This window comes from Cobetia sp. 5-11-6-3 (genome assembly GCF_013374055.1).
In the GTDB taxonomy this organism is placed as follows: domain Bacteria; phylum Pseudomonadota; class Gammaproteobacteria; order Pseudomonadales; family Halomonadaceae; genus Cobetia; species Cobetia marina.
Genome location: NZ_BLWJ01000002.1, coordinates 202,298 through 226,380, shown reverse-complemented (window position 1 = coordinate 226,380; position 24,083 = coordinate 202,298). Strand labels below are relative to the sequence as shown.

Annotated in this window: 19 protein-coding genes; 7 read left to right on the top strand and 12 right to left on the bottom strand. The window is 64.3% G+C overall.

Annotated elements, in window-relative coordinates; translation table 11 throughout:
• Positions 1–31 precede the first annotated feature (31 nt).
• The gene (xseA, locus tag HXS66_RS04940) at positions 32–1,402 is read left to right on the top strand and encodes an exodeoxyribonuclease VII large subunit (RefSeq protein WP_176502986.1); all 1,371 of its coding nucleotides are present in this window, start codon (positions 32–34) and stop codon (positions 1,400–1,402) included.
• Positions 1,403–1,694: 292 nt separating this feature from the next.
• Here xseA and glrR read toward each other — a convergent pair whose 3' ends face one another.
• The 6 genes from glrR to HXS66_RS04910 form a co-directional block, all read right to left on the bottom strand.
• Positions 1,695–3,062, bottom strand: a complete 1,368-nt coding sequence (glrR, locus tag HXS66_RS04935) for a two-component system response regulator GlrR (protein ID WP_127736341.1) — start codon at positions 3,060–3,062, stop codon at positions 1,695–1,697.
• A 121-nt stretch (positions 3,063–3,183) separates the two neighbouring features.
• A complete protein-coding gene (locus HXS66_RS04930) occupies positions 3,184–3,750 on the bottom strand; it encodes a hypothetical protein (RefSeq protein ID WP_077378987.1) in 567 nt (188 codons plus the stop codon).
• Between the two features lie 44 nt (positions 3,751–3,794).
• A complete protein-coding gene (locus tag HXS66_RS04925; RefSeq protein ID WP_077378985.1) occupies positions 3,795–5,291 on the bottom strand; it encodes a HAMP domain-containing sensor histidine kinase in 1,497 nt (498 codons plus the stop codon).
• Between the two features lie 1,212 nt (positions 5,292–6,503).
• Positions 6,504–7,814 carry an amino-acid N-acetyltransferase gene (gene argA / locus HXS66_RS04920; RefSeq protein WP_176502985.1) on the bottom strand — a complete coding sequence of 437 codons (1,311 nt, stop codon included), beginning with the start codon at positions 7,812–7,814 and terminating at the stop codon, positions 6,504–6,506.
• Positions 7,815–8,126: 312 nt separating this feature from the next.
• Complete coding sequence (locus tag HXS66_RS04915) at positions 8,127–9,410, bottom strand: inorganic phosphate transporter (RefSeq protein WP_084209374.1); 1,284 nt, start codon at positions 9,408–9,410, stop codon at positions 8,127–8,129.
• A 41-nt stretch (positions 9,411–9,451) separates the two neighbouring features.
• Positions 9,452–10,132 carry a TIGR00153 family protein gene (locus HXS66_RS04910; RefSeq protein ID WP_077378976.1) on the bottom strand — a complete coding sequence of 227 codons (681 nt, stop codon included), beginning with the start codon at positions 10,130–10,132 and terminating at the stop codon, positions 9,452–9,454.
• Between the two features lie 480 nt (positions 10,133–10,612).
• On the opposite strand from HXS66_RS04910, the gene HXS66_RS04905 reads away from it, so the two are divergent.
• Entirely contained in the window at positions 10,613–11,620 is a 1,008-nt protein-coding gene (locus HXS66_RS04905; RefSeq protein ID WP_176502984.1) for a CYTH domain-containing protein, read from the top strand.
• A gap of 153 nt (positions 11,621–11,773) precedes the next feature.
• Positions 11,774–12,802, top strand: a complete 1,029-nt coding sequence (locus HXS66_RS04900) for an ion transporter (protein WP_176502983.1) — start codon at positions 11,774–11,776, stop codon at positions 12,800–12,802.
• A 121-nt stretch (positions 12,803–12,923) separates the two neighbouring features.
• Here HXS66_RS04900 and HXS66_RS04895 read toward each other — a convergent pair whose 3' ends face one another.
• From HXS66_RS04895 to HXS66_RS04885, 3 genes are all read right to left on the bottom strand, one after another.
• Positions 12,924–13,733 (bottom strand): 5'-nucleotidase, lipoprotein e(P4) family, encoded by an 810-nt coding sequence (locus tag HXS66_RS04895; protein WP_255303099.1) that lies wholly within the window; start codon positions 13,731–13,733, stop codon positions 12,924–12,926.
• Positions 13,734–13,908: 175 nt separating this feature from the next.
• On the bottom strand, positions 13,909–14,532 hold the full coding sequence (locus HXS66_RS04890; protein WP_077378966.1) for an L-threonylcarbamoyladenylate synthase: 624 nt from the start codon (positions 14,530–14,532) through the stop codon (positions 13,909–13,911).
• Positions 14,533–14,673: 141 nt separating this feature from the next.
• Positions 14,674–15,678 carry a PHP domain-containing protein gene (locus HXS66_RS04885; protein ID WP_240499608.1) on the bottom strand — a complete coding sequence of 335 codons (1,005 nt, stop codon included), beginning with the start codon at positions 15,676–15,678 and terminating at the stop codon, positions 14,674–14,676.
• Between the two features lie 255 nt (positions 15,679–15,933).
• Here HXS66_RS04885 and HXS66_RS04880 point away from each other — a divergent pair, with 255 nt between their 5' ends.
• The 3 genes from HXS66_RS04880 (at position 15,934) to mnmC (ending at position 19,321) form a co-directional block, all read left to right on the top strand.
• A complete protein-coding gene (locus HXS66_RS04880; protein ID WP_077378961.1) occupies positions 15,934–16,515 on the top strand; it encodes a septation protein A in 582 nt (193 codons plus the stop codon).
• Positions 16,515–16,814 (top strand): YciI family protein, encoded by a 300-nt coding sequence (locus HXS66_RS04875; RefSeq protein WP_077378958.1) that lies wholly within the window; start codon positions 16,515–16,517, stop codon positions 16,812–16,814. The genes HXS66_RS04880 and HXS66_RS04875 overlap by 1 nt, the downstream gene beginning before the upstream one ends.
• A gap of 260 nt (positions 16,815–17,074) precedes the next feature.
• Entirely contained in the window at positions 17,075–19,321 is a 2,247-nt protein-coding gene (gene mnmC, locus HXS66_RS04870; RefSeq protein ID WP_176502982.1) for an FAD-dependent 5-carboxymethylaminomethyl-2-thiouridine(34) oxidoreductase MnmC, read from the top strand.
• An 82-nt stretch (positions 19,322–19,403) separates the two neighbouring features.
• Here mnmC and HXS66_RS04865 read toward each other — a convergent pair whose 3' ends face one another.
• Positions 19,404–20,141, bottom strand: coding sequence for a response regulator (locus HXS66_RS04865; RefSeq protein ID WP_176502981.1), 738 nt, complete (start codon positions 20,139–20,141; stop codon positions 19,404–19,406).
• A gap of 63 nt (positions 20,142–20,204) precedes the next feature.
• Positions 20,205–21,959 carry a sensor histidine kinase gene (locus HXS66_RS04860; protein ID WP_255303098.1) on the bottom strand — a complete coding sequence of 585 codons (1,755 nt, stop codon included), beginning with the start codon at positions 21,957–21,959 and terminating at the stop codon, positions 20,205–20,207.
• Positions 21,960–22,228: 269 nt separating this feature from the next.
• Between HXS66_RS04860 and HXS66_RS04855 the strand changes: the two genes are divergently transcribed.
• Positions 22,229–23,539: a 2-hydroxycarboxylate transporter family protein gene (locus HXS66_RS04855; RefSeq protein WP_176502980.1), complete on the top strand. Its 1,311-nt coding sequence runs from the start codon at positions 22,229–22,231 to the stop codon at positions 23,537–23,539.
• A 168-nt stretch (positions 23,540–23,707) separates the two neighbouring features.
• On the opposite strand, the gene HXS66_RS04850 is transcribed toward HXS66_RS04855, so the two are convergent.
• Complete coding sequence (locus tag HXS66_RS04850; protein ID WP_240499610.1) at positions 23,708–24,010, bottom strand: YheU family protein; 303 nt, start codon at positions 24,008–24,010, stop codon at positions 23,708–23,710.
• Positions 24,011–24,083: the final 73 nt, after the last annotated feature.

Sequence of the window (24,083 nt, the reverse complement as noted above, 5' to 3'; positions counted from 1 at the left end):
CCCCCACAAGCCCTCACACAAGGATTGCCGCGTGTTCGAAACATCGTCTGCCGCCGATGCCATCAGCGTCACCCAGCTGAATCGTGAGTCCAAGCGCCTGCTGGAGCGAGGCTTGGGGGAGCTCTGGATCGAGGGGGAAATCTCGGGCTTTTCGCAGCCGCGTTCCGGCCATTGCTACTTCACGCTCAAGGATGACAACGCCCAGGTGCGTTGTGCGCTGTTCAAGAGCCGCGCCCAGTTTCTGCGTGAGAAGCCCAAGGATGGTGACCGGGTGCGGGTGCGCGCCAAGGTGTCACTGTTCGAGGCGCGCGGCGACTATCAGTTGATCGTCGAGGCATTGCAGCAGGCGGGGCTGGGGGAGTGGCTGGCGCGACTGGCGCGCCTCAAGGAGCAACTGGCGGCCGAGGGCGTGTTCGCCAATCAGCGCGCCCTGCCCCACCCGCCGCGCCATCTGGGGGTGATCACCTCCGCGACCGGCGCGGCGCTGCAGGACGTGATCGCGGTGACCCGCAAGCGCTGGCCTCAGGCACGCCTGAGCGTGCTGCCGGTGGCGGTGCAGGGGCCACAGGCGGTACCCCAGCTGATTCGTGCGGTGGCGATGGCCAATCGCGACAGCGATTGCGATGCGCTGCTGATCACGCGGGGCGGCGGCAGTCTTGAGGACCTGTGGGCCTTCAATGACCAGCATCTGGCGCGCGCGATCTTCCACTCGCGCCTGCCGGTGGTGGCGGCCATCGGCCACGAGACTGACACCACACTGGCGGAACTGGCCGCCGACCTGCGCGCACCCACGCCATCCGCCGCCGCCGAGGCGCTGTATCCGGATCAACGTGCCCAGGTGCAGCAGCTGGCTTCCCTCACGCAGCGCCTGTGGCGCGCTCAGCGCGGACGGCTCGATCAGGCGGCACAGCGACTGGATCACGCCCGCTCGCGCCTGCGCCATCCGGCGCGCGAGCTGCAGGCCCAGAGCCAGCAAGCCCGTGAGCTGGAGCGCCGCCTGCACGCCGCAGTGCGCATGCGCATGACCCGTGAGCAGCAGAAGGCCGACCAGCTGACCCGCCGCCTGCAGCAGGCCAGCCCCGCACGTGACATCCAGCGCCATCGCCAGCAGCTGGCGATGCTGACACCACGCCTCGACAATGCCCTGCCGCGCCGGCTGGCAGCGGATCGTGAGCGACTGGAAAGCGCGATGCGCGCACTGAACGCGGTCAGCCCGCTCAACGTGCTCAACCGCGGCTATGCCATCGTCGAGCGCGTCAGCGGCAGCCAGACGCCGGCAGCGGACGACAGCAAGGTGATCCGCGCCGCCCATCAGACCCAGCCCGGCGAGATGCTCTCGATCCGCCTCGGCGAGGGCCGTCTGGCCGTCGAGGTCAAGCGCCGCTACAAGCCCAGGTCCTGAGCACCTGATCGGCACTGATGCGCCACCAGACCGAAAAAAGCCCCGCTACCGGAATCGGTAACGGGGCTTTTTCATGGGCGGCTCACGTCAGATACACCGGACCGCTCTTGATCACTCGCCTTGCGCACCACTCACACTGACACGCGTGAACGGCTACGCAGGTCTTGACCCTGGTCTTTCGCGTGACTTCGGGCGCGTTGGATCGCTTTTGACCTTACGCCTTTCGCGCAGCTCCGGGCGCGCTGGATCGCTTTTGACCTTACGCCTTTCGCGCAGCTTCGGGCGCGCTGGATCAAAAATCAGGCGGACCCTGTTCGGCGCCCGGCTTGAAGGCGCCCGGCTCCAGATCATGACGTCCCAGCAGCTTGTAGAAGTCGGTGCGGTTGCGCCCGGCGATCCGCGCGGCCTGGGTCACGTTGCCTTCGGTGATCTTCAGTACCTTGATCAGATAGCTGCGCTCGAAACCGGCACGCGCCTCGGAGAAGGACGGCAAGGCGTTCTCTTCTGCGGCCAGCGCCTGGGAGACCAGCGCTTCCGGAATCATCGAGGAGCTGGTGAGGGCGACACACTGCTCGACCACGTTGACCAGCTGACGCACGTTGCCCGGCCAGGCACTGGAGGCCAGCAGATTGAGCGCTTCCGGCGAGAAGCCCTTCACGAACGGCTTGTGGCGGGCAGCCGCCTGGCTGATCAGGTACTTGGCCAGCAGCGGCACATCCTCGGCACGCTCGCGCAGGGCGGGCAGCTTCAGATTGACCACGTTGAGGCGGTAGTAGAGATCTTCGCGGAAGTCGCCGTCATGCATCGCCTTGTCGAGATTGCGGTGCGTGGCGGAGATGATGCGCACATCGATGGGCACTGACGTCGTGGAGCCCAGCGGGCGGATCTGACGCTCCTGCAGCGCACGCAGCAGCTTGACCTGCAACGCCAGTGGCATGTCGCCGATCTCATCGAGGAACAGGGTACCGCCATCCGCCGCCTGGAACAGGCCCTGGTGCGCGCTGACTGCACCGGTGAAGGAGCCCTTGGCGTGACCGAACAGCTCGCTTTCCAGCAGTTGCTCCGGCAGCGCGCCACAGTTGATGGCGACGAAGGGACGCGAGGCACGCGGGCTGGCGTTGTGGATGGCCTTGGCCATCAGCTCCTTGCCGGAGCCGGACGGGCCGGTGACCAGCACGCTGACATCGGAAGCCGCGACCATGCGTGCCTGCTCCAGAATCTGCTCCATCTGCGGGGAACGCGTGATGATGCCGGCACGCCAGGCATCGTCACCCTCCTTTACGGGCGGCGCCTGGGCCAGCGCCTCGTCGATGGCCGCGAACAGCTCATCCTTGTCGACGGGCTTGGTCAGGAAGCTGAACACGCCCTGACGAGTGGCACTGACGGCATCCGGGATCGAGCCATGCGCCGTGAGCAGGATGACCGGCATGCCCGGCTGACGCTTCTGCAGCTCACCGAACAGCGCCATGCCATCCATCTCGTCCATGCGCAGGTCAGACAGCACCAGGTCAGGACGCGCCGCCTCCAGACGGCTGAGCGCCTCACGGCCGCTACTGGCGGTGGTAACCTTGAAGCCACGGCTTTCGAGACGCATGCCGAGCAGCTTGAGCAGACTTGCATCGTCATCCACGAGCAGAATATGCGCTTGAGCGTATTTCACACTAACTCTCCTTGCGGGCCTGTCGCTCGGAAATCCCTCCGACGTCAGTCCCGCACAGTCTTGCGTCATGCAGCCGGTTGGGCCAATGACAGTTCGTGGCCAGACACGCCCGGCATCGGATTCAGGGCGTGGTCTGACGGCGAGAATTGATGGCTTCCTCGATGGCGGTCAGCGCCTCGAGCTTCTTGCTGAGCTGGGCGTTCTCGGCACTCAGCTTGCGGCGGACGCCTTCGCTCTTGTCGCGATCCGCGATCAGGCCGCGACGCTCCTCCAGCCCGTTGAGCCACTGGCGCAGCAGCGGCTGCAGACGACTTGGCGCGGTGGGCAGGTCCGCCTTGTAGAGGTCAGAGGCCAGTTCCCAATCGGACTCGTCTCCCCAGCTGAGCACGATGGCACGCGCCAGACGACGGTCATGGCGGTTGCCTTCCAGCTGCATCAGGGTGCTGTCGCGCCACTGATCGTTGCCGCGTTGAGCCTGCAGCGCAAAGGCGACCCACTCATCCAGCAGGCAGTTTCCTTCCTTGAAATCGGGCAGATCGCCCGCCCCATGACAGCTGTCCTGAACGCTGGGAGTATCGGCGACGTGTTCGTTGCCCGGCAAGGTGATATTCGACAGGGCGCCACAGGCACTGAGCAAGCTGACCAGCATGCCGGTGGTGATTCCCGTCAACAGTCGTTGACCCTTCATCACTTCTCTTCCTTGCGTGTCTGATGGCACTCTCGGGTGCCATTTCATGTGGTATGGGGTGCACTGTCACCCCCCAGCAGGACCTGCTCACCTTCCTGACCAGAGGAGGGTGAACGGCTGGGGGTCGGCAAGGTCAGGCGGAAACAGACGTCGGCCTTGGCGTCCTCCACCAGCGCCAGTTGACCAAACTGGGCGCGAGCACTGTCGGCGGCCACCGAAAGACCGATACCGGAGCCCTTGAGCGGCCCCTTGCGCTTCACCGCGCCCTGATAGAAGGGCTGGAACAGGTGATCGCGGTCCTTCGGAGCGATCGGTTCGCCGCTGTTGGCGACCTCGATCACCAGCTGGCGACGCTCCTTGCGCGCCCTCAGCCATAGATCGCCGCCATCTTCCCCATAGGCGATGGCGTTGGAGATCAGGTTGTCGAGAATCCGGCCGGTACGCGGACGATCCGCCTCCCAGCTGAGGCTGGCGGGTGGCAGGTGCACGCGCATGCCCTTCTTCTCCAGTGCCAGGCGGTGCTTTGACAGCACTTCCTTGAAGACTTCGTGCACATCGAAGCGGCTACGTTCGAGCCCCTGATTGTGTTGCAGCAGATTGTAGTCCAGGAGCTGCTCGATCAGCTTCTGCAATTCCTTGCTGGAGTCATCCAGCAGGCCAAGAATTTCCATCTGGTGCGGACTGAGCGGGCCGGCGACCTCATCGATCAACAGGCCGGTGCCTTCACGGATGCTGGCCAGCGGTGTCTTGAGCTCATGCGACATGTGACGCAGGAACTGCTGCTTCTGCTCTTCCAGCTCATCCAGGCGCGCCGCCAGCCAGTCGAGACGCTCACCCAGCTGGACCAGCTCGGCGGGCCCCTTGATGAGCGGACCCTCTCGGTCGGTGCCGCTGCCGAGACCATTGATGCGCCGCTCCAGCTGACGGATGGGACGGATGATCAGCCAGGTGAAGAACAGCATCAGCAACAGACTGATGGAGACGAGCGCGGCCGTCTGCCACCACAGTTGAGTCTTCACCTGGGAGGCGCGCGCACGAATGCCCTCGATGCGGGCATCGACGAGTTCACGGGTGGAGTTCAGAAGGCCGCTGGCCTGGATGGAGAAGGGACCGAAGTCCTCGAGATGACTGCTGACCTGCGCCACGCTCATCTCGGGCATGCGCTCGAGTTGCGACAGCGAGCCCTTGAGTTCGCTGACGCGCGGGTCTCCCTCGCCCAGCAGGCGCGCCTGCTCGTCCAGCAGCTCGCGGAAGGCACTGGCCTTGTCAGCGTAGATCTTCATCAGATCCGGATTTTCCAGCACCGCGTACTGGCGTGCGCTGCGCTCCATCTCGACGGCGAGATTGGTCAGGGTGCGGGCTCGGCGAGTCTGGTCAACCGCCTGGCGAGCGCTGACATCGGCCAGCTCCGAGAGCTCGGAGAGTGCCTGACCCGCCTGGAACATCAGCACTGCAATCGGCAGCATCACCACCATGAATGCCATCAATACCAATTGAAGCAGAGAGCGGGGGCGCCAGTGCCGTGTCACCTTGGAGGCCATTGAAAGAACTCTATGCAGGAAAGGGGTGGTCATCATCGAATCACGTCTTCCAAGGATACCAGAGTTCGCCAGCGCCCATCGCGGTTGCCAGTTCGTTAATCAATATGATTCTGATTTAATTCATCCCCGCTCGACGACAGAAACCGCGCCCGGGCAGGTGTCGTGGATGATTCACTTGACCCATCCTCGTGAAACGCACAAAAAGAGGGCCGGCAAGAGCCGGCCCAAGTACGCAGGGAACTGAAGGGTCAGTCATCACGACGAATGCCTGTTACCTGGAGAGCAGACCTCCATCGTGATTGCTGGGCCTGACAGGTGGTCTGCCTGTCGCTGGCCCGGGAGTCGCCAGTGCCACCTGGTGGTCGTTCCAGGTCAGTTGACACTCGCCTCGGACAGGGTCCGAGCTCCCTATCGGATACATCACAGGGGGGCGATGCATCGCAATGCTTGCGGCGCTCGCCGGGCACTTCCCGGCGCTCACCTGAATTCCGGGGATGGCGGTGACGGATCAAGCATCACCGCATCCAGTATCGGGCATCCATGCCCGGGCATCCTTGCCCTAAAGATACTTTCCATGCCCTCTGGGGGCCGTACCTGTCTCATCGCAACCTGAAGTCACACATCGCGTGGAGCAGACGCTTGGCCTGTCAGCGATCACGGAGCGCACAGGGTAGTGAGTACCGTCATCGCTGGAAGGCCGGAGAGAATGTCCATTTTCATGGGCACTCCCTCGTGCTCAACATGACTATTGCCAATGCCGTGCCAATAACCGGAAAACACATTCAAAAACAATGACTTGCAAATATACAAAAACCGGCATCGGCGTGGATTCCCACGCACGAGGCGTGAAACGATGAAATACACGTCCTTTTCGTCGCAAAATGCCAACAGTTATCGTTGGTATCCGATTTTCTCCTTCCATATCAATCAATTGAAACGTCTCCTTTGCAAGACATCGCGCCACTCACTGATCCAGAAGTGCGACATCGATCCAGAAGCGCGGCATTGATCCAGAAGCGCGGCATCGATCAAGAATTGCGACATCGAGCCAGAAGCGCGGCATCGATCCAGAAGTGCGACATCTTGCCGGAATTTCCCGCGCATCATGCGCAAGACCCCCGTCAGTCACCTGAAGCGTTCAGGCGGCTGACGGGGGTCGAGAGTCTTGAGGGCGACGGCAAGCGCCTTGAGCGCCACGTGCTTGGGTCGTGACTAGAGCGCCTTGATCAGCACCTTGGAATTGCGCGCGGAGTTGTAGATCTCTCGTCGCATCGGCGGGAGGTCATCCAGGCCGGCCGACACGAAGCCGTGCTCGATGAACCAGTGCAGGGTATGCGTGGTCAGCGCGAACAGATGCGTGAGGCCACCACGCCGTGCACGCACCTCGATCTCGGCCAGCAGCTGCTCACCCCGCTGGCCACGACGGTAGTCATCATGCACGGCCACGCAGGCCAGCTCGCCCATGGCAGCGTCACGACTGACATGCAGGGCTGCACAGCCGATGATCATGCCGTCACGCTCGAGCACGACATAGTCGTCGATCTCGTGCTCGAGGCGTTCACGCGAGCGAGCGACGAGGATACCGCGCTGCTCCAGCGGCCCCAGCAATGCCAGCAATCCTCCGACATCCTCCAGGCGTGCCTTGCGCAGCTGTTCGTAGCCCTGGCGGGTGATCATGGTGCCGATCCCGTCGCGGGTGAACAGCTCGCCCAGCAGCGCATCGCGATCCCGCCAGCTGAGCAGGTGAGTGCGACCGACGCCGCGCCGCGCCGCACCACAGGCCGCGGCCAGATGACGAGACAGTTCGCTGTCATCCTCACGTGGCGGCGCCAGGGCGGCGGCCTGTTCAGGGTTGAGCTGACGCAACAGTACGCCATGCTCATCGAACAGCCCCTCCCCTTCTCCCAGCAGGATCAGCTTGTCGGCGGCCAGCGCCACGGCCGCGTGCTCGGCCACCTCGGCCGCATCGAGGTCGAAGACTTCGCCAGTGCTGGAGAAGCCCAACGGCGGCAGCACCACGATGGCCTGCTGGGAAAGCAGCCCCTGGATGGCCTCGCTGCGCACCCGACGCACCTCGCCACCGTGCAGGAAGTCGATGCCCTCTCGCACGCCCAGCGGCTTGGCCATCACCAGATTGCCCGACACGGCGGAGAGCTCGACACCATGCAGCGGGGTATTGGGCAGCCCCAGCGACAGGCTGGCCTCCAGGCGCAGGCGCAGCGTGGCGACCTGCTGCTCCAGATGCGCGAGGATGTCACGGGTGACGACCCAACGCCCCTGATGACGCTCGGCCTCGATTCCTACTCCCTCCAGTGCTTCCCTGACCTGCGGACGCACGCCGAACACCACCACCAGTCGCACGCCGAGGGTGTGCAGCAACGCCAGATCCTGAATCAACTGCGTTCGTCGTGAGGAAGACAGCGCATCGCCTTCGATCAGAATGACGAAGGTGCGCCCACGGTGAGCGTTGATGTAGGGAGAGGAATTGCGAAACCAGTCCGCGAAGGGAAAACGCGTGTTCAAGAGCCAGCTCCGTGCAGGAGGGAGGAAAATGACATGTCAGGCATGCCCATGAATCATCATATCAGCGCCGCAGCCTGCACGGCGAGCGACGCCCCTGACATCCATGCGGCCTAAACGAGAAAGGCGACCCGAAGGTCGCCTTTCTCGTTTTTCAAAAACGTTTTTTCAAAAACGTTTTTCAAGTGCGTCTTGCCAATGCATCTTGTCGATGCGTCTTGCCGATGCGTCATGCCAATGCATCTTGCGTGTTTCTCTCATGCAGCGCCCTGTCGCAAACCCGTCGCAAGCCCGGGCGCTGAGGCAGATGTCGGCTTAGCCGAACATGCCCTTGAACATGAAGAAGAACAGGATCGACAGGATCGCGCCGGCCGGCAGAGTGATCAGCCAGGACATCACGATGGTACCGATCACGCGCAGGTTGAGCGCTGCCATGCCGCGTGCCAGACCTACCCCCAGCACCGCACCGACGAGGGTGTGGGTGGTGGAGATCGGCAGGCCGGTGCCGGAGGCCAGCACCACGGTGGAGGCCGCCGCCAGGGTGGCCGCGAACCCACGAGACGGGGTCAGCTCGGTGATGCCGGTACCGACGGTGGCGATGACGCGGCGACCATAGGTGACCAGGCCGACGACGATACCGCCGCCACCCAGCACCAGTACCCACCAGGGCATGCTGGCCTTGGCGCCGATCTGACCGGCGGAATCGACGACACTGATGATGGCTGCCAGCGGACCGACCGCGTTGGCCACGTCGTTGGAGCCGTGGGCGAAGGCCATGGCACAGGCGGTAAACATCATCAGCAGGCCGAAGACCTTCTCGACGCCGCTGAAGTCGAAATCATCACCGGTGGCGCGATTCTTCTCCTTGAGGCGAGAACGCGCGACCTTGCGCTCCATCAGCACGCCGATTCCCATCACGATGGCACCGATGACGACGGCCAGCAGCAGGCTGGACTCGAAGCTCAGGTGCAGCCCGACATGCTTGAGGCCCTTGACCATGGTCACCATCGAGATGATGAAGCCGACCAGGAACATGTACATCGGGACATAGCGCTTGGCGGCCGCGAACGGGTCGTCATTGTCGAAGATCAGCGTCTGCACGGACTTGAACAGCACGAAGGCGATGGAGCCCGCCAGCAGCGGCGAGACCAGCCAGGAGGCCGCGATCTGACCGACCTTGGGCCACTCGACCGCATCCACGCCGAGACCCGCCGCCGCGAAGCCGACGATGGCACCGACGATGGAGTGGGTCGTGGAGACCGGCCAGCCCTTCATGGACGCGATCAGCAGCCAGATACCGGCGGCCAGCAGTGATGCCAGCATGCCGTAGACCAGGAACTGCGGATTCTGGATCAGCAGTGACGGGTCGATGATGCCCTTGCGGATGGTATCGGTGACTTCACCACCAGCCAGCCAGGCACCGAGGAATTCGAAGATCACGGCGATGACGATCGCCTGCTTGATGGTAATGGCCTTGGAACCAACCGAGGTACCCATGGCATTGGCGACATCGTTCGCGCCTACACCCCACGCCATGAAGAAACCGAATACGCAGGCAAGGATGACGAGCACATCGCCGTATTGAGCAATGATGGACATTAGGGAACTCTTGAGCAGATGGCAGGACGTCCTGACAGCGCTTAGCGCGCCATCAGGATCTGCAGTCGGGTACCGACCTTTTCAGCTTGATCGGCGACATCGCCGACCCAGTCGATAATCTTGTAGAGGAAGATCACGTCGACCGGTGGCAGAGCGGCTTCCAGCGAGAACAGGGTCTGGCGGATCGCGATCTGCTGTTCGTCGGACTGCTTCTCGAGCTCATGCAGCTCATTGATCAGCTTGTCGACCAGCTCGCTCATGTTGCGCCCGAAGCCGGACTCGACAAGATCTTCCAGCTCGCCCAGCGCACGGCGCGCCTGGCAGACCGATTCGACCGCAGTCTTCAGATACTCACGCATGGCGGGCACCAGCGCGGTGGGTATCTGCATGTGGCGACCCAGCATGATGCCGGCGATATCCTTGGTGACGTTCGCGATGGAATCCTGGACATGGATCAGCTCGAGAAGGTCGGAACGGGATACCGGCAGGAACAGCGAATTGGGCAGATTGAGACGCAGCTGCGTCTTCAGTTCGTCCGCTTCACGCTCCAGCTTGCTGATGGTCTGACGAATGCTGGCCGCCTGATCCCAATCACCCTGTTCGCAGGCGTCGAAGAAGGTCAGCAAGTGCTGGGCACAGTCGTCTGTCTTGATGATGTGGGTGTGCAGCGCCTTGAAAGGCGAGCGCCCGAACATCGAAGAGAAAGGGTTGGTCGTTACCATAGTGGCCGTCGGCGTTAAGGATTGACGCGCGGAGTGTAGCAAAGCCTTTGTGACGATCACATAACTTTCATCGTAACGACACGATACCGCCATGCTGTTGTACTTCACGCAACATCAGCGGCAGTCGGGGGGAACTCGAAGGATTCCAGAGGAGAGATTGTCATGTAGCGACAGGACGCGGGGTCGCTGACTGATTACATTGTTCATAATATAACCAAGGAGTTGGCGGCAGGCAATTCATGTCACACAAATGTCACGATACTGTCATATCACTGTGATTCTGCTGACGCATCACCTGCCGTGGGAAGGCTGGCGACACGCTCTGCGCTTGCCTTGGCAAGGGACAGGCGCGAGCATGAAGCCGCCGGGGGCTGCCTGTCCCGGGATCTCGGACAGGCCGCCAGCGTCCTCGTATCGCTGTCGTCATCCATGCCCGGCCATCTTCATTCTTCATCTTCTCGTACAGGGAGTGCCGTCGTCATGGCGCAGGAAATCGAACTCAAGCTGGCGCTGACCCACAGCGGCCTCGGACGCACGGCGATTCTGGAACGTCTTGCGGATATCGCGGAACTGGCTGGCACCACGCCCCGTCGTCGCTGGCTGGCCAATACCTATTTCGACACGCCTGAGCATGCGCTGGAACGCGCCAAGATGGCATTGCGCCTGCGCCGCAGTGGAGAGGATGCCGACAGTCCGGGCCCCTTGCGCCAGACCCTCAAGACCAGTGGCGAAAGCCATGGCGGCCTGCATTCGCGCGGCGAGTGGGAATGGGCGCTGCCCGACGGCCAGACAGACCTCGATCTCGATGGCCTGCGCGGCCTTCCCCCTCTGCAGGCGCTTGAGGAAGGTCCGCGTGAGCACCTGCTCGGCGCCCTCGCCCCTACCTTCAGCACGGATTTCGAACGTCATGCCTGGCAGCTGGAGCTGACGGTGACGCAGGATGGCCAGACAGCGGGTGTCGGCGTCGAGATGGCGCTGGATCTCGGCCACGTGAAGGCAGCAGGTCGGGAAACGCACATCCGCGAGATCGAACTGGAACTCACTGGCGGTGACGACCTGAGCGCCGAGCAGCGCGAAGGGGTGCTGTGGACGCTGGCGGAATCCCTGGCCAGCCGACTGGCCCTGCGCCCGGCAGATGCCAGCAAGGCACGCCGCGGTGCCGCACTCAGAGATGGCGAATGGCACGAGAAGACGCTGGATACCACCGACACGAATGCCCTGCTCGCCGCGGCCATCGATGCCCTGGATGCACATGCCGACCGCCAGCAGCAAGATGACATGCGCTGGCACGATCACGCCCTGGCCGCCTTCTCGGCCCTGGCCTCGCGCCTGGCCGCCAGTCAGCATCCCGGTCATGTCCATGCGGTGGCGCTGACGGAGGCGCTGAGCGAATCCCGTGAGCAGGGCACGCCAGACAGCTGGATGACAGCGGCCTTCGGTCAGCACAGCCTGTCGCTGCTGGCGGCATTGCGCAGCCGAGGCCAGTGAGACAGCTCATTAGAATGCTCGGTGAGACAGCTCATTGAGAGACCCCGGTGAAATCGCTCGCTGAGCGCCTGGCCATCGCGCCCTCACCTGCCCTGCCCCCACCATCGCGTCGCAGCCCGCCCCGGCGCTGCGACGCCAGTCAAGGAAGCCCGCATGCCTGAACGCCAAGGGCCGGCCAACGAATACGGCAGTACGTCACAATCCGCCACCGCCCCCCCTCGCTCCAGCGATTTCGAGCCGGCCAGCGGCAGGCTGCGTGCCCGGCTGTTCCACTGGATCTTCGAGTCCGACACCAAGGCGGCCAAGGCCTTCGATATCGCGCTGGTCGCGATGATTCTCGCCAGCGTCGCCGTGGTGATGCTCGATAGCGTGCCATCGCTGAATGCCCGCCATGGGGAGCTGTTCCGTATCCTGGAATGGACCTTCACCCTGCTGTTCACGCTGGAATACGCAGTACGCCTCTATTGCCTCAAACACCCCGGCACCTGGGCGAAGGGCTTCTACGGGGTGCTCGACCTGCTGTCGATCGCCCCGACCTGGCTCTCGCTGCTGATTCCGGGGGCACAGGCACTGCTGGTGGTGCGCGTGCTGCGTGTGCTGCGGCTGTTCCGCGTGCTGCGCCTGATGGCCTTCGTCGGCGAAGGTCGCATGCTGGTCGAGGCTCTCGCGCGCAGTCGTCGCAAGATCCTGCTGTTCTTCATCACCGTACTCAGCATCATCACGGTGTTCGGTGCCCTGATCTATCTGATCGAACCTCCGGAAGCCGGCTTCACCTCCATCCCCAAGGCGCTCTACTGGGCGGTGGTGACGCTGACCACGGTGGGCTACGGCGATATCGCCCCCATCACGCCCTTGGGCCAGTTCATCTCGGCGATGATGATGATACTGGGCTATTCGATTCTCGCCGTGCCCACCGGCGTGTTCTCGGCCGAGGTGCTCAACGGCCTGCGCATGCAGCAGACCAGCGATGAAGCCTGCCCCGGCTGTGGCCGTGAGGGCCATGATCGCAATGCCAAGTACTGCAAGTTCTGCGGTACCTGGCTGGATGAAGACACGCGTGACCCACGCGAGCCAGAGCCTGAGACAGACCCGGAACCCGGACCTGAGCCCGACGCCGAGCCGCCAGCGAAGGAGGAAACCGCCTCCCCAGGCGACGACTCCCCCGACCGCGACCGCAGCTGACGAGGCCGAGTGTCACTCGGCACACGACAACGCCTCGGAAATGACAACGCCTCGGAAATGACAACGCCCCCGAGACCGCAAGGTCCGGGGGCGTTGTCATTCAGCCGGAAGCCGGCAAGGGCTAGCGGTCAGAGAAGGGCTTGTCCCAGGCGGTCAGCGTGGCCTCGCTCCAGCTGCCGTAGGAGGCATTCGGCAACATGATCCAATCCTTGCCGAAATGCTGCGCCTGCTCCGCGACGAGCGCCTTCTGCTGCTCGGGCGTCTTGTCGGAGAAGTCATCCGCGAAATCATGCAGGCTGTCGCCCAGCTGCATCACGATGTCGTGATCCTCCGCGATCGCCTGGCGACGCACCGACTTGCTCGGCCCCAGCAGGCGCACATGGGCGTCATCGACACCGGGCAGACCCAGGGCTTTCAGCGTGGTGACCGTGGCGTCCTTGTTCTCCTCGTAGCGATCCGACACGTAGTAGATCGCCACGCCACGCGATGCGGCAAGTTCGAGGAACTCCCTGGCACCCGGAATAAGGGTCGGCTTGCCCTCTCGCTCCCACGCCTTCCAGGTGTCCCAGCCCGTGAAGTCATGACAGGCCTTGAGATCACGCACCAGCAGCGCGGAGTTGTCGATCACGGTTTCATCAAGGTCGGTCATGATCGCGGCAGGTTTCTCGTCATCACGAGATGCCAGCAGTGTCTCCAGCTGACGTGTCGCCAGCGCATAGCTCTGACGCTGCAGGGCCGCGACTTCCGCCGATTGCTGCTGATAGCGCAGTGCCATGGCATATGCTGCCGGCGGACACTGCGCTGCCTCGGGTGTCTCGGCCGCCTGACTGACGGGAGCGACTCCCAGGCCCATGATTCCTGCCAGTGTCGCGACCCTGGTGGCTCTCGCCAGCAATGAGACACGCGCTTGAGATGAAGACGTGATCGGCATCGATGATCCTCTGTGCATGATAGGTATGTCGTTGAATTATCAAGACAGCCGAATATTAACACTCAGCGTTATTGAATTCCTGTTCAACGACCTCGCCTGCCATGTCACCATCCGCTTCTCGTCATCACGAGCAACGCGTCATGAGCATCTCGCCACGCGCGTCATGCGGCATGCCTCACTCGACGAAGTTCGAGATGTCGCCTCGTCCCTCACGCACGATGACGGGCGGCAGGTCGCGCAGGTCCACCACGCTGGTGGCCTCCAGGCGGCAGGCCCCACCATCGATGATCAGATCCAGCGCATGCCCGAAGCGCTGACGGATCTCTTCCGGGTCCGTCATCGGCAGCTCCTCGCCCGGCGGAATCAGCGTCACGCTCATCAGCGGCTCGTGATGTGCCTCCAGCAGGGCATGCGTGATGGCATGGTCCGGCACGCGCACGCCGATGGAGCGACGCTTGGGATGCAACAGCAGGCGTGGCACTTCGGTGGTTGCGTGGAGGATGAAGGTGAAGGCTCCGGGCGTGTGGCTCTTGAGCAGTCGGAAGACGGCATTGTCCACCTTGGCGTAGGTGCCGATTTCCGACAGATCCGAGCACATCAGGGTGAAGTTGTGCTTGTCATCGAGTTCACGCAGACGCTTGATGCGCTCGATGGCTTTCTTCTCGCCCAGGTGGCAACCCAGTGCATAGCCGGAATCGGTCGGGTAGGCGATCACGCCCCCCTGCCGAATGATGGCAACCGCTTGATCGATAAGACGTTTCTGCGGGTTTTCAGGGTGTATCTGGAAAAACTGTCCCATGCGGCGCTCCTTGCGTCAGCACAGTGCGCCGGACACTGGCGCACTGATCTCGGCGAACTCTCGACAAATTCTCGGCGAACTCTCGACAAGACCGGCCTGACACGACGCGACACGCCAGTCAGGCCGGCTCTGCCATCTCTATCACATGGTGGCGGTGGCGGCCGCAAAAAAGGGTGCAAGGCGCGGATGACACCAGACGGGCGGCACTCTGGTGCGCGGTGGCGGACTCATGCTGCCGGGTGCCAGCGGCCCCCCGGGGAAGTGGAAATCACTGCCGACGGAAGCATAGAGGCCCAGTTCATCCAGCTGACGCGCCAGGTCACGCGCTCGGTCGATGTTCTGGAAGCCGCTGACCAGCTCGGCGGCCTCACCGCCGGCAGAGATGAAGTCCCGCAGCAGCTCACCGCGCTTGGTGCGGGTCAGCTTGTAGCGCATCGGGTGCGCCATCACCGCGACACCGCCATCGGCACGTATCCATCCCACCGCCTCTTCCATCTCGGGCCAGTGTGCCTTGACGTCGCCCTTCTGGCCGGAGCCCAGGTGACGCTTGAAGGCATCCTGAAGATCACGGGCCAGCCCCGCCTCCACCAGCGCGCGGGCGAAGTCCGGCCGCGACAGGGGGCGGTCTCCCGACCCGCTGAGCGTGGCCTGCTCACGGGCACGCTGCATGGCATCACTCAGTCCCAGCTTCTCCATGCGCGCGGCGATCTCGTGACTGCGCCGCTCACGTGCATCATGTTGCTGCCTGAGGCCGGCGCTCAACGCGTCTCCGGCGCCCTCGGGCATCAGCGCCACCAGGTGGATGGTCTGATTGCGCCAGCGCACGGACAGCTCGCAGCCCGGCAGCAGGGTGACGCCATGGGCGATCGCCGCCTGCTGAGCCTCGAAGATGCCTTCCATGCTGTCGTGATCGGTCAGTGACATGCGCGAGACGCCGCGCCGCGCGACCAGCGCGACCAGCTCTGCCGGCGCCATGCCGCCATCGGAGGCGGTCGAGTGCATGTGCAGGTCGATGTCCGGCACCTCGATGTCCGTCTCGAAACGCTGGGGCAGCGCGCGGGGGACAGGACGGGCAGGCGGTGGCGATGATGGCTGGTGAGCGGGCGACTCGGATGTCGGCGGATGGTCGGACAGGACGTCGGACACGGGAAAACCTCTCGGGATGAACGTCCAGAGCCTCGAGTTGCCGATCATGCTGGCAAGCCCTCGGCAGGGACGTCAGGGGCAGTGTTGACTGCCGTATATGTCTGGAAGCCACATGGGCTTTGTCAGCAGGCAGCAATGGCGGCAGAATGAACGCATGCAGGCAAGGGTGCGCCGCTGGTTGCCAAAGGATACCACTCGCACAAGCCCTTGCCTTCCCGACGGCACCGCCGTCGTGTCCAGGAGTGTGTGTTTCTCATGAAGATGTTGCTCGACTTTCTGCCGATCGTGATCTTCTTCGCCGTCTACAAGACGACTGGCGACATGATCATGGCCACGGCCGTACTGATCCCTGCCACCCTCGCCCAGGTGCTCTATATCTACTGGCGTCACAAGCGTGTCGAGAAGATGCAGCTGGTCACGCTGGCGCTGGTCGTCGTGCTGGGTGGCGCGACCGTGCTGTTCGGCAACAGCGCCTTCATCCAGTGGAAGCCGACCGTGGTCAACTGGCTGTTTGCCGTCGCCTTCCTGCTCTCGCCGCTGTTCGGCGGCAAGCCGCTGGTGGAGCGCATGATGGAGAAGGCGATCCAGCTGCCGCGTGCCATCTGGCACCGCCTCAACCTGGCGTGGGTGGTATTCTTCCTCGCCATGGGCGGCCTCAACATCTATGTCTTCAGCCACTATTCGGAAGACATCTGGGTCGATTTCAAGCTGTTCGGCATGCTTGGCCTGACACTGCTGTTCGTCATCGTTCAGGGCGTCTATCTGTCCCGTCACATGGTGCAGGCCCCTCAGGAAGAGTCTTCCTCTTCCACCTCTTCACATAAGGATGATTCGTGATGCTGTATTCCATTGTCTGTCAGGATGTCGAAGGTAGTCTCGAAGCGCGCATGGCAGCACGACCGCCACATCTGGCACGTCTTGAGGCCCTGAATGCCGCAGGCCGTCTGGTCATCGCCGGCCCCAACCCGGCCATCGACAGCGAAGCACCGGGAGACGCCGGCTTCAGCGGCAGCGTCATCATCGCCGAGTTCGATTCCCTCGAAGAGGCCCAGAAGTGGGCCGATGCCGATCCCTTCGTCATCGCCGGTGTCTATGCAAGCGCCGAAGTGAAGCCGTTCAAGCAGACACTGCCCTAGTCCTGACTGCCGCTCGGCCGCTGACCGGCGGCTTCGCCCCCTGACGACGGACAGCCTGGCTGTCCGTCGTCTGCGTTGGAGACGTTGCCCGGCCACTGCCCTGATGCCCTGCTCTCCCGCTCGACCTCCTGCCAGGAATGCCCGTGAACGATCGTCCCTCCTCCCCCCGCCAGCCCGCTTCCGCCACGCCTGAGCCGTCCACGTCTGAGCCGTCCGCATGGTCAGTGTCCGACGCGGCGCCGAAGGACAGGCCGGACGCCATGACACGCAAGCCTGCGACGACGCCACCGAGCGCGATCGACCCTGTCACGGCACCCGGCGTGGTGCCGGAGGTCCCGCTGGCACCGCTGGCCGCGCTGGAAGAGGCACGCCTTGAATGGGATGACGCGGCCCCACAGGCCATGGATTACGGGGATGTGTACTTCTCGATCCACGATGGCCGCGCCGAGACCGTGCACGTCTTCCTCGACAGCAACCGGCTGAGCGAGCGCTTCCGAGACTGGCGGGAAGCGCGCCCCTTCGTGATCGGCGAGACCGGCTTCGGCACCGGCCTCAATATCCTGTGCGCCGCCCAGCGCTTTCTGGCCACGGCACCCGCCGAGGCACGCCTGCATGTCGTCTCGGTGGAAAAGCATCCGATGCGTGCCGCGGATCTCGAACGCGCGCTGTCCGCCTGGCCGGATCTCGCCTCACTGGCGAAACCGCTGGTGGCACAATGGCCGGCTGCGGTACTCGGCGTGCATCGTCTGTGGCTGGATGAGCGCATCACGCTGGATCTGCACTTCGGCGATGCCGTCGAGCGCCTGTCACGCCTCGAAGGAGGCGTGGATGCCTGGTTCCTCGATGGCTTCTCGCCGTCAAAGAATCCGGAAATGTGGTCACCGGCGCTGTTCGCGGCCATGGCCGGCATCTCGCATCCCGAGGCGACCTTTGCCACCTTCACCGCCGCGGGCTTCGTGCGGCGCGGCCTGCGGGCGGCAGGCTTCGCCTGGCGCAAGGTGCCCGGCCATGGCATGAAGCGCGAGATGATCTGCGGCGAGCTGGACGCTGCCACCTCGGCGGCGCGCGCCGAGCTGATGGGGCTTGCCGAAAGGCAGGAACAGCATGACCGGCCCCGTCCCCCGCTGCCATCACCCGCACAGCGCGGGGTGCTTCATCCGCTGCGCCGGGAACAGCCCTGGACGCAGCCGCCCCAGCCGGCGCCCATCTCCCGCGAGACACACGTCGCGGTACTTGGCGCTGGCATCGCCGGCACCAGCTGCGCCGAGGCGCTGGCGCGGCGTGGCGTGAAGGTCACGCTGATCGACGCCGAAGCCCCCGGTGCGCGGGCCTCCGGCAATACCCAGGGGGCGCTCTACGTGAAGCTGGCCGCCGAGACCAACCCTGCCAGCCGCTTCCAGCTGGCCGCGTTGCAATACAGCCGGCGCTGGCTGGCAAGCCTCGACCCCGAGCAGACCCTGTGGTCCGCCAGCGGCGTGCTGCAGCTGGCCACCAGCGAGCGTGAGCGCAAGCGCCAACAGCGCTTCGCGGACAATCACCCGCTGCCCGAGGCGCTGCTCAGGCCGGTCACTGCCGACCAGGCCAGCCAGATCGCCGGCAGCGAGATCACCTTCGATGGCCTCTTCTATCCCGTCGCGGGCTGGGTGCGTCCGAAGGCGCTGTGTCAGCACCTCGCCGCCACGCCGGGCATCAGCTTTCGGCAGGCGCGCATCGAGGCCATTCAGTCGCTGGGGGCCGAGGAAGGCAGAGAGGAAGGCGGAAAGACAGGCAACAACGCACCAACGCCGCGTTGGCAGCTGCAAGCCAGCGACGGCAGCTGTCTGGAAGTGGATCAGCTGATCGTCGCGCTGGGGGAGAAGACTCACCTGCCCGAGCCGCTCGCGCATCTGCCGCTGCAGCCGATTCGTGGTCAGGTCAGCGAGATCACGGTGCCGCCCGAACAGGCAGCAGGGCTGCCCATGCTCGACAGCGTGGTGTGTGCCGGTGGCTATGTCTCGCCCTGTCAGCATCACGCCGACGGCAGCGTGACGCTCAGCTTCGGCGCGACCTTCGCCCCGCGCGATGAGGATGACTCGGTACGTGAAGCAGACCACAGCGCCAATGTCGCCGAGCTGCGCAGTGCGCTGCCCGCCTTCGTCGCTGCCTGGGAGCGGGCGCGTGGCGTCAGGCTGGAAGACGATGCCTGGCAGGGGCGTGTCGCCTGGCGCGCCGCCAGCCCCGACAAGAGTCCGCTGGCCGGTCCGGCACCGGACGCCGCGCAATGGCGTGAGGATTACGCCGCCATGGCCTTCGATGCGAAAAAGCGCGTGCCGTCACTGAGCGGCGCCCATTTGCCCGGCCTGTGGCTCTCCACCGCGCATGGCTCACGCGGCTTCACCACCGCACCGCTGTGTGCGGAGCTGATCGCCTCACAGCTGTGCGGCGAGCCGCTGCCGCTGGAACGCGAACTGGCCGAGCACCTGCACCCGGGACGCCGCCTGATCCGCGATATCGTGCAGCGGCGCTGAGGCATTGGCGGACATGGGTGGGCACTGGCAGACATGAGTGGACACCGGCTGAGGCAGAGGGCTCGCCATCCGATGACGTCCTTCAGGGGAGTCGGCACTGCCTGGCAAGCGCCTGACGATCGATGACCTGATAGGTGAAGGAGGGGCGGCCTATCTGGCCGTAGTGGAAGGCCTCGCTGAGCATGCCGCAGGCCGCCAGATGGCGCAGGTACTTGCGGATGGTCACGCGCGACATGCCCGTGGCGCTCAGCAACGCCTCGCTGGTGAAACTGTCTTCATCGCGTGGCAGCGCCTGGATGGCACCGGCGACCAGCGCCAGGGACGCTGCCGTCACACCCTTGGGCAGGCGGCCATCAGACACCGTCCCCGCCGCGCCACTGACCGCCATCTGCGAGCCGAACAGCTGGTCCAGCTGCTGCTGACTGACCTCCCCCTCGAGACTCTCCAGCTGCTGGCGACCACGCCGTGCCAGTGCCAGCGCCTGCTGGAAGCGGGCGAAGCTGAAGGGTTTGACCAGATAATCGCAAACCCCGAGCGCATGCGCGCTGCGCACCGTGTCCGCCTCACTGGCGGCGGTGATCAGGATCACCTGGATGTCAGGGGCGGCATGGCGTCTCAACCAGCGCAATACCTCCAGACCGCTGCGGCTGCGCAGATAGACATCCAGCAGCACCAGGTCCACCGCCTCCTGCGCCAGCACCTCCAGCGCCGCGGCGACATCCTCGCACTGGGCGACCAGGCGCATGCCATCGATACGATTGAGGTATTCGACATTGAGACGCATGACCATGGGGTCGTCTTCGACTATCAGCACACGCATGCGCTCAGGCTCCTTGATCATGCGGGGTCTTGGACGGCAGCCGTCCAACGACGTGGAATGCTCTCAGGGCGCCGCAGTGGGCGACCGCTGGCAGGGCAAGGTCAGCTCGACCAGGGTGCCGCCGCCCGGGGGCGAGTAGAAGTGCCAGTCTCCCGCGCGCGCGGTCACGATCTCCTGTACCAGCGACAGCCCCAGCCCGCGACCTTCACCACGACTGCTTACCCCCGCCGCGCGCGCCGTCTCCATGAGCTCCGCCGGCATGCCGGGGCCGTTGTCTGCCACGCTGATCGACAACTGGGCCTCTGACGCCTCACCCACGGATTCCAGCATCAGGCTCAGAGTGACGGCCGGGGCGTGTGTGGCATCGTCCATTTCCTCCAGCGCTTCGAAGGCATTGTCGAGCAGATTGCCGATCACGCTGACCAGATCATGGCTCAAGCTGCGCTCCAGCACCGGCAGCACGGCCTGAGACAGCTCGGCCTGAGACAGCGCTGCGCCGGGCATCTCCCGGTGCTCGGGCCGTGCATGATGCCACTCGACGTCCAGCTCGACATTGAGTGCGATGCCCCGCTCGCGAGCCTCACTGTGCTTGCCGATCAGCAATCCTGCCAGCAGAGGGTCCGCGATGCGCTCGGCGGCCGCGGCATCCGCTGGCAGCTCCCGCTCCACCAGCAATGCCAGGTAATCTCGCAGGCCGTCGAGGTCCTGCATCTGCGTCAGCCCTGACAACACATGCAACCGATTGCGAAACTCATGGCGCGCGGCGCGCAGTGACTCTGCCTGTCGGCGGACGCCGGTCAGCTCCTCGGCAAGGCGCTGCATGCGGTCGTGCTCACGCAATACCAGCACGCCGCCCATGAGATGCTCGCCATCATGCACCCGCTGGCAACGCACCCACAATCGCCGCCCGTCATGGGTGACCTGACGCAGGCGAGCCGCGTCCTGCTCCGCCACCGGCGAGTGCGCGGCTAGACACTCGTGCATGCCGGTATCGGGCAACCACGCCTCAAGGCATTCTCCCGGTTCGGGGGCCGTCCCCAGCAGCTCGCGCGCCGCGGCATTCACCAGGGTGACATGCCCCTCGGGGTCGACCACGATGATGCCCTCTTCCAGGCTGGCCAGCACCGCCTGATGCTCTTCCACCAGACGCGCGATGGCCGCCGGCTCCAGTCCCTTGAGCTGTCTGCGCAGATAGCGTGCCAGCCCCAGCGCCCCCAGCGTGCCGAACAGCATCAGGATGCCCAGCCCGATCAGCAGCTGACGCTTCTCATCGGCCAGCCGCCGCCCCAGCGAATCCAGCGTGATGCCGATGGCAACGGCGCCGATGACGGAACGCGCTTCGCCATCGGATGCAGAGGCCATCACCGGGGCAAAGCTGCGCAGGCTTTCGCCGAGCGTACCGCGGGACTCGGAGAGATAGGCCGCGCCTCCGAGCGCACGTTGCTCGTCTCCCCCCTGAAACGGCTGGCCGATCCGCGCGGGCTCCGGGTGACTGAGTCGCACGCCGTCCGGACGCATCACCACGATGAAGTCGACGGCATTCTCGCGGCGCAGCCGCTCGATGCGTGCCGCCAGGCGGCTATTCGCGACGGGAGGCGCTGCCTGCGAGGCGTTGGCTTCGCTCAAGGTGGCGCGCACCTCAGGCAGCCGCGCGATGCGTTGCGCGAGGGCGGCGATGCGCTGCCCCTGTATCTCATGCTGGGTCCGCTCCAGCTGCGCACTGAAGAGCCAGGCCGCGACCAGCAGACTGACGATCACCATGCCGGCAGCCAGCAGCGAGGTCAGCGCGCTCAGTCCGGGTTGAGAAGAATGCAACACGCCAGACAGTCCACGTGCCCCCTTGGTGGCATGGCCAATTCGCCCAGCACGTGAGCGAGCCGCGCCATGCGGTTTCATAAGTTTCAAAAGGCTTTCTTTAATTCGCAAAACTTGGCCCTCGAAAGCCACATCGTAAGCTCCCTGTGACGCGCATCCACTGCGCGGACATGATGTCCCACCTTGTCCCAACCGATCCCGCGATGCCACGCCAGCGCATCCGGACATGACAACAGGTCCTGCAACGACAGAGTGCAGGACAAGGAGCCTGCATGACACATTCCTCGCAGACCGCCACGGCCACGCCTGCCGACGAGTCGCCTTGCCTGAAGACACGCATCTTCGGCATGTCCCTGCCGATCTTCGCCCTGTCGTTTCTGGTCCTGATCGCCGCCATCGCCACCGATACCCTGCCGGCCGGCATGATCGGCGCCCTGATGGTCATGATGGTCCTCGGTGAGCTGCTGGGCTTTCTGGGTGATCGCCTGCCGATCATCAACAGCTACCTAGGAGGCGGAGCGATTCTCGCCATCTTCGGTGCCGCAGCGCTGGTCTATAGCGGCTGGCTGCCACAGGATGTCACGGCCAGCGTCAGCGAGTTCATGAAGGCCGGCGGCTTTCTGAATTTCTACATCGCGGCACTGATCACCGGCAGCATTCTCGGCATGGACTCCCGCGTGCTGGTCAAGGTCGGGGCACGCTTCGCGCTGCCGCTGCTGTGCTCGGTGCTGTTCGCGGCACTCTTCGCGATGCTGGTCGGCTGGATCATGGGCTTCTCGCCCAAGGATGCCGTCATGGTCATCGCCCTGCCCATCATGGGCGGTGGCATGGGGGCAGGCGCCGTGCCGATGAGCCAGATCTACGAGCAACTGCTGGGACAGCCGGCCAGCTATTACATCTCGATCCTGGTACCGGCGCTGGCGCTGGGCAATGTCTTCGCCATCATCATCGCCGGGCTGCTCAACGGGCTTGGCAAGCGCTTCCCGTCACTGACCGGCGGAGGCCAGATGATGCCGGGCGTCGATGTCCGTGAAGAGAAGAGCGCGCCTGATCTCTCCCAGCTGGGTATCGGCATGGTCATCGCCCTGAGCTTCTTCGTCGCCAGCCAGATTCTCGGCAAGGTCATCCCGCTGCACCCCTACGCGCTGATGATCATCGCGGTTGCCGTACTCAAGTGCGCCAACCTGGTGCCGGAAAGCATCAACCAGGCTGCCGCTCAATGGTTCCGTTTCGTCGCGGGCAACTGGACCTTCGCGCTGCTGTTCGGCATCGGCGTGGCCTACACCGACCTGGGCCAGGTGATCGACGCCATCACCATCACCTACGTGGTGATCGTCTTCGGTGTCGTCGCCGGTGCCGCCTTCGGTGCAGGGCTGGTGGGCAAGCTGGTCGGCTTCTATCCCATCGAGTCCGCCATCACCGCTGGCCTGTGCATGGCCAACATGGGCGGCACGGGTGACGTCGCGGTCCTCTCGGCGGCCAATCGCATGCAGCTGATGCCCTTCGCGCAGATTTCCTCGCGCCTGGGCGGAGCCTTGATCCTGCTGATCTCGAGTCTGGTCGTGCCGATGTGGTTCGCATGATCCGGCCTCGATGCGCATGATCCGGCTTCGATAGGAGCACCGACGCCAGGTGCCTCGACAGACGCTGCAGGAACGACGACGCCCCCGGCCTGTGCCGGGGGCGTCGTCGTTTCCAGGGACAGGAGCAAGGTCAGGGCTTCGCCAACGGATCATGACCGCTGGCCGGGCTCAGTCGCCCTCTTCCTCATCGTCTGCCAGCTGACGCCCGAAGGACTGCCATTGCTCCAGCGTCATCACCTCGGTGGATTCGGTGCCGATGTCATGGACGATCAACAGCTTGCCGCGTGACAGCTGGCCTTCCAGCTCCGCGACCCAGCCAGCCATGCCTTCGCCGACATCGGTGGTGTCATAGCCCTGACGGGTGACGAAGGTCTCCAGCAGGGCACGACGCGTGTCGGCGGGCAGCATGGTCTGCGGCACCTCGATGAAGCGATCCTTCGGGTCCATCTGATCAAGCGGCATCTGACTCATGGGTAGCTCCTGTTCATCCGTGGAACGTGACGCAGCCATTGGCGCCTGCGGTGCATCATTCAGCGTGTCCGTA

Excerpts from the sequence above, each read along its gene's own strand:
- HXS66_RS04855 (WP_176502980.1), top strand. The coding sequence starts at position 22,229 with ATGACACATTCCTCGCAGACCGCCACGGCCACGCCTGCCGACGAGTCG.
- HXS66_RS04925 (WP_077378985.1), bottom strand. The coding sequence starts at position 5,291 with ATGGCCTCCAAGGTGACACGGCACTGGCGCCCCCGCTCTCTGCTTCAA.
- HXS66_RS04915 (WP_084209374.1), bottom strand. The coding sequence starts at position 9,410 with ATGTCCATCATTGCTCAATACGGCGATGTGCTCGTCATCCTTGCCTGC.
- HXS66_RS04890 (WP_077378966.1), bottom strand. The coding sequence starts at position 14,532 with ATGGGACAGTTTTTCCAGATACACCCTGAAAACCCGCAGAAACGTCTT.
- HXS66_RS04850 (WP_240499610.1), bottom strand. The coding sequence starts at position 24,010 with ATGAGTCAGATGCCGCTTGATCAGATGGACCCGAAGGATCGCTTCATC.
- HXS66_RS04930 (WP_077378987.1), bottom strand. The coding sequence starts at position 3,750 with ATGAAGGGTCAACGACTGTTGACGGGAATCACCACCGGCATGCTGGTC.
- mnmC (WP_176502982.1), top strand. The coding sequence starts at position 17,075 with ATGACACGCAAGCCTGCGACGACGCCACCGAGCGCGATCGACCCTGTC.
- HXS66_RS04880 (WP_077378961.1), top strand. The coding sequence starts at position 15,934 with ATGAAGATGTTGCTCGACTTTCTGCCGATCGTGATCTTCTTCGCCGTC.
- HXS66_RS04895 (WP_255303099.1), bottom strand. The coding sequence starts at position 13,733 with ATGCCGATCACGTCTTCATCTCAAGCGCGTGTCTCATTGCTGGCGAGA.
- HXS66_RS04900 (WP_176502983.1), top strand. The coding sequence starts at position 11,774 with ATGCCTGAACGCCAAGGGCCGGCCAACGAATACGGCAGTACGTCACAA.
- HXS66_RS04875 (WP_077378958.1), top strand. The coding sequence starts at position 16,515 with ATGCTGTATTCCATTGTCTGTCAGGATGTCGAAGGTAGTCTCGAAGCG.
- HXS66_RS04910 (WP_077378976.1), bottom strand. The coding sequence starts at position 10,132 with ATGGTAACGACCAACCCTTTCTCTTCGATGTTCGGGCGCTCGCCTTTC.
- HXS66_RS04905 (WP_176502984.1), top strand. The coding sequence starts at position 10,613 with ATGGCGCAGGAAATCGAACTCAAGCTGGCGCTGACCCACAGCGGCCTC.
- HXS66_RS04865 (WP_176502981.1), bottom strand. The coding sequence starts at position 20,141 with ATGCGTGTGCTGATAGTCGAAGACGACCCCATGGTCATGCGTCTCAAT.